Source organism: Pseudomonas sp. BF-R-24 (genome assembly GCF_019947335.1).
Taxonomy (GTDB): Bacteria; Pseudomonadota; Gammaproteobacteria; order Pseudomonadales; family Pseudomonadaceae; genus Aquipseudomonas; species Aquipseudomonas jessenii.
Window position 1 is genome coordinate 19,448 of record NZ_JAGYGG010000009.1, and the last position, 13,651, is coordinate 33,098.

The 13,651-nt window shown below is 61.8% G+C and carries 9 protein-coding genes; 1 reads left to right on the plus strand and 8 read right to left on the minus strand.

The features are described 5' to 3' along the window. Window positions 1-77: 77 nt before the first annotated feature. The 7 genes from KGA98_RS09605 to KGA98_RS09635 form a co-directional block, all read right to left on the minus strand. Window positions 78-1,727 (minus strand): BatD family protein, encoded by a 1,650-nt coding sequence (locus KGA98_RS09605; protein WP_154908946.1) that lies wholly within the window; start codon window positions 1,725-1,727, stop codon window positions 78-80. Then, window positions 1,724-3,457, minus strand: a complete 1,734-nt coding sequence (locus KGA98_RS09610) for a VWA domain-containing protein (protein WP_223502183.1) — start codon at window positions 3,455-3,457, stop codon at window positions 1,724-1,726. The genes KGA98_RS09605 and KGA98_RS09610 overlap by 4 nt, the downstream gene beginning before the upstream one ends. Further along, window positions 3,454-4,536 (minus strand): vWA domain-containing protein, encoded by a 1,083-nt coding sequence (locus KGA98_RS09615; protein ID WP_223502184.1) that lies wholly within the window; start codon window positions 4,534-4,536, stop codon window positions 3,454-3,456. The genes KGA98_RS09610 and KGA98_RS09615 overlap by 4 nt, the downstream gene beginning before the upstream one ends. Then, window positions 4,529-5,023 (minus strand): DUF4381 domain-containing protein, encoded by a 495-nt coding sequence (locus KGA98_RS09620; RefSeq protein WP_057715004.1) that lies wholly within the window; start codon window positions 5,021-5,023, stop codon window positions 4,529-4,531. Before KGA98_RS09620 ends, KGA98_RS09615 begins: the two co-directional genes overlap by 8 nt. After that, window positions 5,020-5,964, minus strand: coding sequence for a DUF58 domain-containing protein (locus KGA98_RS09625; protein WP_057715003.1), 945 nt, complete (start codon window positions 5,962-5,964; stop codon window positions 5,020-5,022). The genes KGA98_RS09620 and KGA98_RS09625 overlap by 4 nt, the downstream gene beginning before the upstream one ends. 5 nt (window positions 5,965-5,969) lie before the next feature. Beyond that, window positions 5,970-6,929 (minus strand): AAA family ATPase, encoded by a 960-nt coding sequence (locus KGA98_RS09630; protein ID WP_057715002.1) that lies wholly within the window; start codon window positions 6,927-6,929, stop codon window positions 5,970-5,972. 286 nt (window positions 6,930-7,215) lie between these two features. After that, window positions 7,216-7,569: a hypothetical protein gene (locus KGA98_RS09635; RefSeq protein WP_057715001.1), complete on the minus strand. Its 354-nt coding sequence runs from the start codon at window positions 7,567-7,569 to the stop codon at window positions 7,216-7,218. A 503-nt stretch (window positions 7,570-8,072) separates the two neighbouring features. On the opposite strand from KGA98_RS09635, the gene KGA98_RS09640 reads away from it, so the two are divergent. After that, entirely contained in the window at window positions 8,073-12,971 is a 4,899-nt protein-coding gene (locus KGA98_RS09640; RefSeq protein WP_223502185.1) for an NAD-glutamate dehydrogenase, read from the plus strand. 90 nt (window positions 12,972-13,061) lie between these two features. Here KGA98_RS09640 and KGA98_RS09645 read toward each other — a convergent pair whose 3' ends face one another. Then, window positions 13,062-13,637 carry a hypothetical protein gene (locus KGA98_RS09645; RefSeq protein WP_223502186.1) on the minus strand — a complete coding sequence of 192 codons (576 nt, stop codon included), beginning with the start codon at window positions 13,635-13,637 and terminating at the stop codon, window positions 13,062-13,064. Window positions 13,638-13,651 lie beyond the last annotated feature (14 nt).

The window sequence follows — 13,651 nt, forward strand, 5'->3', positions numbered from 1 at the left end:
CGGATTTACGGCCGCTTCGCGCCCGAACAGGGGCAAGCCCCCTCGCCACAAATGCATCTTTGTCGCCAGGTCGGTGTTTACTTGGGATAAAGCGGCGGCAACCCACTGTCACCGACAGGGTCCTGAACCCGTTCGGCCATCGGGATCGCCTTGATCGCCCGCCACAGTTCGTCACCTTGCCAGTACTGGCCGGTTTCGCTGTACAGCGCGCCGTTCAGGCCGTCGAGGGCGTCGGACAGAGGTACGAAGCGGGCGGCCATGTCGGCCAGGGTTTCCGGCTGCTGGCGGGCCCAGGCGTCGAGGGCCTGGCGGGTGGCGTGGGAGTCGTTGGCCTGGCAGGCGCGCTTGAGGTCATCGAGCACGGTGCGCGGGCTCGGGCCGGTTTGAGCGACACGCGCCACCGCCGGTTGCCAGCGGCCACGCCACCAGAGGCCAAAGCCGAGCAGGGTGGTGCAGGCCAGGATCAAGGTACTGAGCTTCCAGCGCCAGAGTGCTTCGCTGTTGGCGCCTACATCGACCGGTGAGGCGCCGGCCGGGGTGTCGGCCAGCAGGCTCGGATTGGCCACCACGTGCAGCGTGCGAGCAGGCAGGCTGCTGTGTTCCAGATGATCTTCGAAGGTGTTCCACCAGATCACGTCGACGGTGGGCAGCTCGATGGCGCCGGTCCTTGTCGGCACCAGGGCCTCGCGGTCTTCACGACTGCCGACCAGGCCGCGTTCGCTGTTCTGGTTGCCGAGCACCGGTTGATCCGGGTAGCGGCGCAGGCCGCCGACATCGGTGCCGGGTAGCGGTGGCAGTTGGGTGCTGGACAAGCCTTCGGCCTTCACCGTCAGGCTGCGGGTCAGCGAATCGCCGACCTGAGTGTGATCCGGCTCCGGGTTCCAGATTTCGCTCAGGGTCAGGCTGCGGGCAGGCAGCCAGGGCGCGTCGGCCGGATAGGTGAGGGGTTTGGCCTTGACCGTCAACAGCAGTTCGGCCGAGGTGACGCGCATCAGCTTGCCGGCTTTTGGCCCCTGGGCTGCGTCCTGTACCGGTTGTGGGTCGACCAGCGCGGCGTTGAAGACCTGTGCCGGAATGATCAGTTCGCCGCTGTGTTGCGGGTAGATCGCGTAGCGCATTTCGATCACGCCATGGCGCAGGCCGTCGATGTCCTTTTCGTAGGTGCGTGAGTCGCCCAATTGTTCGATGCGTGCGTCAGGTATCTGCAAGGGTGGCAGGCTGCTGTCGTCGTACAGCGACACCGAATGGTAGATGCGCAGGGTCAGGACCGCCTGGGCCTGCACGTACACGCTGGTTTGATCGAGGCTGGCATCGATGAACACCGCGGCCCGCTGGTTCGGGTTGTCCGGTGTTTCGCTCTCGACCACTTGCAGGGTGATCGGCTGGCTCTGCAGTTCCCCCAGTTGCAATGACGGAATCACCACGCTGCCGTTTTGCCGGGGCAGGAGGGTGACGATCCAGCGGGTGGTGGCCTGGTTTTCTCCGCTCAGGGTGTTCAGCTGGTTGACCTGGCGTGTGCCGCGCACTTCGAACAACGGCTCCAGCGCCGCCAGGTCCGGTTTGCCGAACTGAGTGACATCGCTGGATTCCAGGGTCAGCTCGACCGTCTCGCCTGAGCTCAGGCGACTGCGATCAACACTGGCGACCAGTTCTGCTGCCTGTGCCTGAACGGTGCAGAACAACAGGCCATGCAGCAGCGCGAGCAATAAAACGGTGAAGCGGGTCATCGAGTTTCTTCCTGATCCTGATGTTGTTGCTGTTCGTACCAGAATTTGCGCCTGAGCAGTTCACCGGGGTCATCCGGGATCTGTCGCAGCCATTGCTCCAGTGCCTGGCGCTGCTCACCTTCGATACTGTCGGTGGCCGGGCGCAAGGGCGGTGTGGTGTGTTGTTCGTCACCCAGTTCGCTGCCCGGAACCTCGTTGCCCCCCGGTTTCGGCGGTGTGGTGGGTGGTTGTTCCTCACCCGGGCGGCTCGGTTGCCCCTCGGTTTTCGGTTCGCCGCTGCTCGAGGGTTGGGCGGCGGCACCGGGCGGTGGCTCCGGCGATTCGGCTTCGGGCCGGGCGTTGCTGGCGGCGTCTGGCTCAGGAGGAGTATTTTTCTCCTTGAGCAGGCGTTCGACCAGCGCCTTGTTGGTCAGTGCCGGACGCAAGTCCGGTTGACGTTCCAGTGCCTGTTCGTAAGCGTCCAGGGCTGCCTCCAGCTCACCGCTTTTGGCCAGGGCATTGCCTCGATTGTAGTGGGAGTGGGCATCGTCGCCTTCGGCAAACCGCTCGGCGGCGCCTGCGTAGTCGCCGGCCTCATAGAGCGCCACGCCTTGCCACTGATGGCTTTCGAAGCGTCGGGAGGCCTCGGCGGGGCGTTTCTGCTTGAGTAAATGCGAGCCTTGTTGATCCGGACGCAACCAAAGGTCTGCGAGGTCGAAGGCGTAGCTCGGTTGAGGCAGCGCCAATAGCAGCGGCAGGCACAACAGCCAACCGCGACGCCCCGCGCAGGCCGCGAGCAGCAGCAGTGGCAGCAGCAGCCAGTACCCCTGATCGGCCCATGTGTCCAGGCGCAAGGTCTGACCGTCGTTGCGCAAGTGGCGTGGACCGTCGAGCAGGCCAAGGGCGTGCAGGTCGCTATCGTCCAGGCGCGCCTGGCGATAGCGCCCATCCAGGTCGTTGGCAAAATTTTTCAAGCCGGGCTCATCCAGGCGCGGCACGAGAATGGCGCCTTGTTCATCCTTGAGGAAGCTGCCGTCTTCCTGGGTGATCGGCGAGCCTTCGGCGGTGCCGATGCCGAGCATCAAAAATTGAGTCGATTTGCCGTTCAGCGCGCGACGGATGCCCAGCCGCTCCTGCTCGGTCAGGGACGATCCAATCAGAAGGATCCGGCCATCGCCCAAAGCAGCCTGTTCGAGCAGCGCCAGGGCCTTGAGCACCGCCAGATCGGCGCGATGACCGGCCGCTGGCATCAACGACGGTTTCAGTGCATCCAACAGATTGCGGCTGGTGGAAAGATCATCTGACAGCGGCACCAGTGTGTGGGCACTGCCGGCGTAGACGACGATGGCGGTTTGCGCGTCGCTGCGAATCTGCAGCAGATCAAGCACCTTGCGTCGTGCCTGTTCGAGTCGGTTGGGTGTGACGTCGGTGGCGAGCATCTCCGGGGTCAGCTCGAGAATCACCACCAGCGGATCGGCGGGCTTTTGACTGGTCTGCTCGACACGCTGCCAGCCCGGACCCAGCAGGGCGAGCACGGTCAACAGCCACGCGAGACCGAGGGCGATCCAGGGCAATTTACTGTCACGTCCACTGCCACCGCTGAGCAATGTCGTGTGAAAGGCCGCAGGCAGGATCATTTGCCAGCGCCCGGCGCGCTTCTTGCGGTGCCAGAGTTGCCAGAGCAACCAGCCAAGCACCGGCAGCAACAGCAGCCACCAGGGGCGGAACCAGTACGGCCACAGTACACTCATCGGCGCCTCCGCAGGCGCAGGCGTTTGAGACGCTGGCGCCAGTCGGGCAGCAATTGCGTTTGCAAAAACAGATCCCTGGTAAACAGGCGTTGCAACGGGTTGTCCGGCCAGAGTACGGGGGCCAGCAGCAGCATGCTCAACCACAGCGCCAGGGCCAGCGGCCAGTGATACAGCGCTTGGGCCGGGCGGGCCTGGGTCGGTTGCTGGGCCACGGGCTCCAGTTGGTCAAGGGTGTCCTTGATCGATTGCAGTTCCTTGCCATCGTGGGCGCGGAAGTACTGACCGCCGGTGACTTCGGCGATGGCCTTGAGGGCCGGCTCGTCGAGGTCCAGGCTCGGGTTCACGCCGAGGAAACCCACGGAGCCGCTTTCCTCTGGATCGGCGCCAATGCCGATCGGATAGATTTTCACGCCTTCCTTGGCCGCCAGCCGGGCTGCGGTGAGCGGGTCGATTTCACCGCCATTGTTGGCGCCGTCGGTGACCAGAATCAGCACGCGGCTTGTTGCCGGACGCGAGCGCAGGCGCTTGAGGGCCAGGCCGATAGCATCGCCGATGGCGGTGTTTTTGCCGGCAATGCCGATACGCGCTTCATCGAGCCAGACGCGCACGGTGTGGCGGTCGAAGGTCAGCGGCGCCTGCAGGTAGGCCTGGCTACCGAACAGGATCAGGCCGACCCGGTCACCTTCGCGGCTTTCGAGGAAATCGCCGAGCAGGTGCTGGACCAACGCCAGTCGGCTGACTTCTTCGTCCTGCCACTGCATGTCAGGGAAGTCCATGGAGCCGGAAACGTCCACCGCCACCAGCAAGTCACGGCCACTGGCGGCAATCGGCAAGGGTTCGCCGAGCCATTGCGGGCGGGCCGCCGCGACCAGCAGCAACAGCCACAGCACTATGAACGGTGCCTGCTGGCGCCATGCTGGCAGATTGGCCCGGGCGCGACGCCCGGCGAGGCCTTCCAGGTCGCTGAGGAAGCTGACCTTGAGCGCCGGTTCGCCACTGTCGGCCACCGGCAATACGATGCGCATCAGCCACGGCAGCGGCAGAAGGGCGAAAATCCACGGCCAGGCGAACTCAAACATGCTTGCGAATCCATGTGTCGACGGCCTGGGTCAGGCCGGCGATGGCCTTGTCGTCGAGTTTGCATTCGGGTTTGTAGGCGCCTTCGACCAGCACCATCCAGCGAGTCAGGCCGGCGGCCGGGCAGCGATTGTCGAGGAACGCCAGCCATTTTCGCCCGTTGAGGGTGTGGCTCTGGCTGTAGGGGTAGTGGTTGCGGCACAGGCGTTTGAGCAAACCGTTGAGTTGCTGCAGCCAGGCACCGGCCGGCGCACCGTCGTAGGGTTTGGGCATCAAGGCCAGCTCCGCCAGGGCGGCAAGACGCACCGGGTCAAGCGGCTGTTCTGCACGCACCACGGGGCGCCTGTCCGGAATAAAACGACGCAGCTTCCACAGGCCCAAACCGATCAGCGGCACCAACAGAAGCAGCAACCACCAACCTGGTGCCGGAGGCCAGAATTCCACCGGTGGCGGGGATATCAGTGGTTGCAGTTGATCAAGGCTGCTCATCGACCTTTCCCCGGTTTCTGTGGGTTCAGGTATTCGCGCAGTTGCTCGACCATCTCGCTCTGAGTGCTCAACGGCATCATCAGCACCCGCAGTTTTTGCGCGAGCAGCTCCCAGCGCGCGATACGCGCTTCAGCCTGGGCCCGGTAAGCCTGGCGCAGGTCGAAATTCAGCGTATCGAGTTCCAATTGCGCTCCACGCTCGGCGAAACGTAAAAGACCGGCGGCGGGCAGGGCATGATCCAGCGGATCGGATACCGGCAGCAGCAACAGGTCGCAATGACGCGATAAGAGGCTCAGCTGTTGCTCGGCGCTTTCCGATAGCGCGCGTTCGTCGCAAATCACAATGACAAGGCTGCCCGGACGTGACACCTCACGCGCTCGGCGCAAGGCAATGCCAAAGGCGTCGCGGTCCGGCTCGCCCTCGGTGGTCAGCGACCGGTTGACCCGCACCAGCCGGTTGAGCAACTGCAGCAGGCTTTGCTTGCTGCGCCGAGGCTTGATTTCATAGTGCTCATTGTCGCCATACACCAGCCCGCCGACCCGGTCGTTGTGGCCCAGGGCTGCCCAACCGATCAGGCTCGCGGCCTGGGCGGCGAGCACCGACTTGAACATCAGGCCTGACCCGAAAAACAGCCGGTGGCTTTGTTCGACCATGATGAAAATCGGTCGCTCACGTTCTTCGTGGAACAGTTTGGTGTGAGGCTCCTGGGTGCGCGCGGTCACACGCCAGTCAATGGTGCGCACATCGTCGCCGGCCTGATAGACCCGCACCTGATCGAAGTCGACGCCACGCCCGCGCAATTTGGAATGGTGCAGGCCGATCAGTGGGCTGCGTTGGCCAGGCGTGGAAAACAGCTGCACTTCGCGCACGCGATGGCGCATCTCGATCAGGTCGGCGAGGCTGACACGGATGCCCGGCTCGGGCGGCAGGCTGGCGTTCATCGGGGTCAAGCGACGGCTACGACGTCGAGAATCCGCTGGACCACACGGTCCTGATCGATGCCAGCGGCTTCGGCTTCAAAGGAAAGAATGATGCGATGGCGCAGCACGTCGAACAGCACGGCCTGGATGTCTTCCGGGCTGACGAAATCACGCCCGGCCAGCCAGGCGTGGGCGCGGGCGCAGCGGTCCAGGGCAATCGAGCCTCGGGGGCTGGCGCCGTAGGCGATCCACTCGGCCATCTCCGGGTCGAATTTGGCCGGGGTGCGGGTGGCCATGACCAGTTGTACCAGGTACTCCTCCACGGCGTCGGCCATGTACAGACCGAGGATTTCCTTGCGTGCGACAAAAATCGTCTGTTGAGTAACCCGACGCTCAGGCTTCGCTTCGCCGTTCAGGGCTTCTCCACGGGCTTGCTGCAGAATCCGGCGCTCGACAGTGGCATCGGGAAAGCCGATTTTCACGTGCATCAGGAACCGGTCAAGCTGGGCTTCCGGCAACGGGTAGGTGCCTTCCTGCTCGATCGGGTTCTGCGTGGCCATCACCAGGAACAGCGGCGACAGCTCATAGGTGCTGCGCCCGACACTGACTTGCCGCTCGCCCATGGCTTCGAGCAAGGCCGACTGAACCTTGGCCGGGGCACGGTTGATTTCGTCCGCCAATACCAGGTTGTGGAAGATCGGGCCTTGCTGGAACACGAAGCTGCCGGTTTCCGGGCGGTAGATTTCCGTACCGGTAATGTCGGCCGGCAACAGGTCAGGGGTGAACTGGATGCGGTGGAACTGCGCTTCGATGCCTTCGGCAAGTTCTTTGATGGCCTTGGTCTTGGCCAGGCCAGGAGCACCCTCGACCAGCATATGGCCGTCGGCGAGCAGGGCGATGAGCAATCGCTCGATGAGTTTTTCCTGGCCGAGAATCTGCGTTGAAAGAAAGGTTCGCAGCGCTAGCAGCGCTTCACGATGTTCCATCGATGACTGTTCCTGCAAAAGGGTGGCCGAGGACGTTCGAAATGCGCCAGGGCTGGGGGCGTTACTTTAATCCATCGCGGGGGGTGGCGACTAACGGCATTTTGCGCAAAGTGCGGGAAAAGATGGGTGAAATTGTTGGAGGTTCGTTCCATTTCAGTATTGTGGCGGGCTTACTGACGCCATCGCGAGCAAGCTCGCTCCCACAGGGGGCCACGCCGTCACTGAGGCATGCAATCAAATGTGGGAGCGAGCTTGCTCGCGATGAGGTCGGAACAGGCGCTGATATTCAGAGCTGGCTAATGAAGGTGCCAGTGCCATCAAGAATGTTCTTCAAGGTCAGCTCAACTTCATCCATATCCACCATGTCGGCATCAAAGGTGATTTCCAGTACATCGTCGCCGTTGAGCGCATCAGCATCCGCAGCCGCAATTTCGATCTTCAGCAGGGAAGGGCTTAGGGTGACTTTCACGCCGTCCAGGGTCGAAGGCTCGCCGTCCAGAGTGATTTCCAGCTCGTCTTCATCCGGGTAGCGGCTCATCAGGAACATTTCGCCCTGGTCGCTGTGGCAGCAGAGCATGGCCATGTTGTCTTCTTCGTCGTCGCAAGGGTTGACGATCAAGAGGGCAGTTTTCATTTTCATGGGAAATTCCTGGTTCGACGAGCGTGGTAAACGCAATAACGGGCGATTCTGCCAGCCCGCGCACATTTCTGCTTGTCCGAGTGTCGATGACCGGGTCGTGGGCGGCCAGAGTGTTACTGGTCATTTCTGGTACGCATGTCCCGTAAAACCGGACGGAAAACCGTCATTTTCCTGTGCGAATGCTAGTGTTGTTCGATGCGCATGCGTTGAGCAGCGTACCGTTGACCGAATATGTCGCAGCACCGCAAGCACGGGCCTTGCCGCACTCGTTAAGCTGCGCAACGGATGAGCACCCGTAAAGACATTGCGCTGCACGCAGTCCAGTCGTTTTTGCAGATGCCCATTCACGGAAGGTGAATGTGACCTGAGTGTCTCGTCCAGCTTCACCCACCTGTCACCCTGTTTCCTCTGCCCGAGAATCAGGAACCGGGTGACGGACCACCCCGAAAGGGGTTTTGCACGCGACGCTTTCATCAATAACAAGCCCAAGCGGAGTACCACAGATGGCGTTCTTCACCGCAGCCAGCAAAGCCGACTTCCAGCACCAACTGCAAGCGGCACTGGCGCAGCACATCAGTGAACAGGCACTGCCACAAGTGGCGCTGTTTTCTGAACAATTCTTCGGCATCATTTCCCTTGACGAGCTGACCCAGCGTCGGTTGTCCGACCTTGCTGGCTGCACCCTTTCTGCATGGCGCATGCTTGAGCGCTTTGATCACGCGCAGCCGCAAGTGCGCGTCTACAACCCTGATTACGAACGCCACGGCTGGCAGTCGACCCATACCGCGGTCGAAGTGCTGCACCACGACCTGCCTTTCCTGGTGGACTCGGTGCGTACCGAGCTGAACCGCCGCGGCTACAGCATCCATACCCTGCAAACCACCGTGCTGAGCGTGCGTCGTGGCAGCAAGGGCGAGTTGCTGGAAATCCTGCCTAAAGGCACCCAGGGCGACGACATTCAGCAAGAGTCGCTGATGTACCTGGAGATCGACCGCTGCGCCAACACCGCCGAGCTCAATGTGCTGAGCAAAGAGCTGGAGCAGGTGCTCGGTGAAGTCCGCGTGGCCGTCGGCGATTTCGAGCCGATGAAGGCCAAGGTCCAGGACATCCTGACCAAGCTGGACAACAGCCAGTTCGTCGTCGATGGCGACGAGAAGAACGAAATCAAGAGCTTCCTGGAATGGCTGGTGGGCAACCACTTCACCTTCCTCGGTTATGAAGAGTTCGTGGTCAGCGACGAAGCCGATGGCGGCCATATCGTCTACGACAAGGACTCCTTCCTCGGCCTGACCAAGCTGCTGCGTGCCGGCCTGACCTACGATGACCTGCGCATCGAAGACTACGCCGTGAACTACCTGCGCGAACCGACCCTGCTGTCGTTCGCCAAGGCCGCGCACCCAAGCCGTGTACACCGTCCGGCTTACCCGGACTACGTGTCGATCCGCGAAATCGACGCCGACGGCAAGGTCATCAAGGAATGCCGTTTCATGGGCCTGTACACCTCGTCGGTTTATGGCGAGAGCGTGCGGGTGATCCCGTACATCCGCCGCAAGGTCGAGGAAATCGAACGCCGTTCCGGCTTCCAGGCCAAGGCTCACCTGGGCAAGGAACTGGCGCAGGTGCTCGAAGTGCTGCCGCGCGACGATCTGTTCCAGACCCCGGTGGACGAGCTGTTCAGCACCGTGATGTCGATCGTGCAGATCCAGGAGCGCAACAAGATTCGCGTGTTCCTGCGCAAAGACCCGTACGGTCGTTTCTGCTACTGCCTGGCCTACGTGCCGCGTGACATCTATTCCACCGAAGTGCGCCAGAAGATCCAGCAGGTGCTGATGGATCGCCTGAAAGCCTCGGACTGCGAGTTCTGGACCTTCTTCTCCGAGTCCGTGCTGGCCCGCGTGCAGTTGATTCTGCGCGTCGACCCGAAAAACCGCCTCGATATCGACCCGCTGCTGCTGGAAAAAGAAGTGGTGCAGGCCTGCCGCAGCTGGCAGGACGACTACGCCGCCCTGACCGTTGAAAGCTTCGGTGAAGCCCATGGCACCAACGTGCTGGCCGACTTCCCGAAAGGCTTCCCGGCCGGTTACCGCGAGCGTTTCGCAGCCCACTCGGCTGTGGTCGACATGCAGCACCTGCTGAGCCTCAACGAAAAAAATCCGCTGGTGATGAGCTTCTACCAGCCGCTGGGTCAGGTTTCCGGCCAGCGCATGCTGCACTGCAAGCTGTATCACGCCGATACCCCGCTGGCGCTGTCCGACGTGCTGCCGATCCTGGAAAACCTCGGCCTGCGCGTGCTGGGTGAGTTCCCGTATCGCCTGCGCCACAACAGTGGCCGCGAGTTCTGGATTCACGATTTCGCGTTCACCGCCGCCGAAGGCCTGGAACTCGACATCCAGCAGTTGAACGACACGCTGCAGGACGCATTCGTCCACATCGTGCGTGGCGATGCCGAGAACGACGGGTTCAACCGTCTGGTACTGACCGCCGGCCTGCCATGGCGCGACGTGGCGCTGCTGCGTGCCTACGCCCGCTACATGAAGCAGATCCGTCTGGGCTTCGACCTGGGCTATATCGCCAGCACCCTGAACAACCACACCGACATCGCTCACGAGCTGACCCGGTTGTTCAAGACCCGTTTCTACCTGGCGCGCAAGCTGACCGGCGAAGATCTGGGAGACAAGCAGCAACGCCTGGAACACGCGATCCTCAGCGCCCTGGACGACGTCCAGGTACTGAACGAAGACCGCATCCTGCGTCGCTACCTGGACCTGATCAAGGCCACCCTGCGCACCAACTTCTACCAGACTGACGCCAACGGCCATAACAAGTCGTACTTCAGCTTCAAGTTCAACCCGCACTTGATTCCCGAGCTGCCCAAGCCTGTACCGAAGTTCGAAATCTTCGTTTACTCGCCGCGCGTCGAAGGCGTGCACCTGCGCTTCGGCAACGTGGCCCGTGGTGGCCTGCGCTGGTCCGACCGTGAAGAAGACTTCCGTACCGAAGTCCTGGGCCTGGTAAAAGCCCAGCAAGTGAAGAACTCGGTGATCGTGCCGGTGGGTGCGAAGGGCGGCTTCCTGCCGCGTCGCCTGCCACTGGGCGGCAGCCGTGACGAGATCGCGGCCGAGGGCATCGCCTGCTACCGCATCTTCATTTCGGGTCTGTTGGACATCACCGACAACCTGAAGGACGGCGCCCTGGTGCCGCCGGCCAACGTCGTGCGTCATGACGACGATGACCCGTACCTGGTCGTAGCGGCGGACAAGGGCACTGCGACCTTCTCCGACATCGCCAACGGCATCGCCATCGACTACGGTTTCTGGCTGGGTGACGCGTTTGCGTCCGGCGGTTCGGCCGGTTACGACCACAAGAAAATGGGCATCACCGCCAAGGGCGCGTGGGTCGGCGTACAGCGCCACTTCCGCGAGCGCGGCATCAATGTCCAGGAAGACAGCATCACCGTGGTCGGTGTCGGCGACATGGCCGGTGACGTGTTCGGTAACGGCTTGCTGATGTCCGACAAGCTGCAACTGGTCGCAGCGTTCAACCACCTGCACATTTTCATCGATCCGAACCCTGAGCCGGCGTCGAGCTTCGCCGAGCGTCAGCGCCTGTTCGACCTGCCACGTTCGGCCTGGTCGGACTACGACACCAGCCTCATGTCCGAAGGCGGCGGCATCTTCTCCCGTAGCGCGAAGAGCATTGCGATTTCCCCGCAAATGCAGGAACGCTTCGATATCCAGGCCGACAAGCTGACCCCGACCGAGCTGCTCAACGCCTTGCTCAAGGCTCCAGTGGATCTGTTGTGGAACGGCGGTATCGGTACTTACGTCAAGGCCAGCAGCGAAAGCCACGCCGATGTCGGCGACAAGGCCAACGATGCACTGCGGGTGAACGGCAACGAACTGCGCTGCAAAGTCGTGGGCGAGGGCGGTAACCTGGGCATGACCCAACTGGGTCGCGTCGAGTTCGGCCTCAATGGCGGCGGTTCCAACACCGACTTCATCGACAACGCCGGTGGCGTGGACTGCTCCGACCACGAAGTGAACATCAAGATCCTGCTCAACGAAGTGGTTCAGGCCGGCGACATGACCGACAAGCAACGTAATGAGTTGCTGGCGAGCATGACCGACGAAGTCGGTGGTCTGGTGCTGGGTAACAACTACAAGCAGACTCAGGCCCTGTCGTTGGCAGCCCGCCGCGCATTGCCGCGGATTGCCGAATACAAGCGCCTGATGAACGACCTGGAAGGTCGCGGCAAGCTGGATCGCGCCATCGAGTTCCTGCCGGCCGAAGAAGCGATCAACGAGCGCATCGCCGAAGGTCATGGCCTGACCCGTGCCGAGCTGTCGGTGCTGATCTCGTACAGCAAGATCGACCTCAAGGAGCAGTTGCTGGGCTCCCTGGTGCCGGACGACGACTACCTGACCCGCGACATGGAAACCGCTTTCCCGCCAACACTGGTGAGCAAGTTCTCCGCGGCGATGCGTCGTCACCGTCTGAAGCGCGAAATCGTCAGCACCCAGATCGCCAACGATCTGGTCAACCACATGGGTATCACCTTCGTTCAACGACTCAAAGAGTCGACCGGCATGAGCCCGGCGAACGTGGCCGGTGCTTATGTGATCGTGCGTGACATTTTCCACCTCCCGCACTGGTTCCGTCAGATTGAAAACCTGGACTACAAGGTTTCCGCCGACGTACAACTGGAACTGATGGACGAGCTGATGCGCCTGGGCCGTCGCGCCACGCGCTGGTTCCTGCGTGCCCGTCGCAACGAGCAGAACGCTGCCCGTGACGTCGCGCACTTCGGTCCGCATCTGGCGGCGCTGGGCCTCAAACTCGACGAATTGCTCAGTGGCGAGATCCGCGAAACCTGGCAGACCCGTTATCAGGCGTACGTCGAAGCCGGTGTGCCGGAGTTGCTGGCGCGCATGGTGGCGGGCACCACGCACCTGTATACGCTGCTGCCGATCATCGAGGCTTCCGACGTGACCGGCCAGGATCCTGCCGACGTGGCCAAGGCCTACTTCGCCGTGGGCAGTGCACTGGACATCACCTGGTACCTGCAACAGATCAGCGCTCTGCCGGTTGAAAACAACTGGCAGGCCCTGGCCCGTGAAGCGTTCCGTGATGATGTCGACTGGCAGCAACGTGCGATCACCATCTCGGTCCTGCAACAGGGCGACGGTTCCCAGGAGGTGGAAACACGCCTGGACCTGTGGATGCAGCAGCATGAAGGCATGATCGAACGCTGGCGTGCCATGCTGGTGGAAATCCGTGCCGCCAGCGGCACCGACTACGCCATGTACGCGGTGGCCAACCGCGAACTGCTGGACCTGGCGTTGAGCGGTCAAGCGGTGGTGCCTGCCGCCGTCGCCGCCGCCGAGCTGGAACCGGCTGCCTGATCAGGCGTTGAATGAAAAAGCCCCGCATCGAGAGATGCGGGGCTTTTTTCATTCCAGGGGCAAGACAACACGCCGGCCCATGTTTGGAACTCAGCTGTAGGGTGTAGAGCTTGCGGGCGAAGAGACCTGCCTTTCCAGAATTTCCAGCTCGAAAGTGACAGCGTCGCCAGTCTTATCGGTAAAGCACCTGCTGTACGCCGGATCACGCCAGATTTCTTGTCTGATAATTCCTGCGTTACGTGCTTTCAAATAAACGCTGGCTTTAGAGGCGTTCAAATCATCCAGTGTAATAATTTGATGATAACCATCCAGCAAATTGAAGGAGGTGGTATCACCGCCGGCCGCCGGATAGGCGCCAAGCACCCCTTGGTCGCCCTGGCTGAAATATTTCTGATAGTACGCTTCGCTCAGAATCTGCATGTTGTAGTAGTCGTCATAACACCTGAAGTGGATGACCACGGCCGTCCGTTTTCCGCCACCTACAGGGAGCATTGTTCGGCTAGCAGGATCATAGGCTTCAAAGGTAGTCACAATATTTGGCGGGATCGGCGATTTGCCTCTGCCAGATTCAAAATGACCCGCGCTCAATATCTGGTCAAAAAATGTCATGTTGACTCCATTGCACGTGATGCGGGCAATGAAGGATCTTTCCTGGTCTTTAGTCATGAAGACGTCCTTGT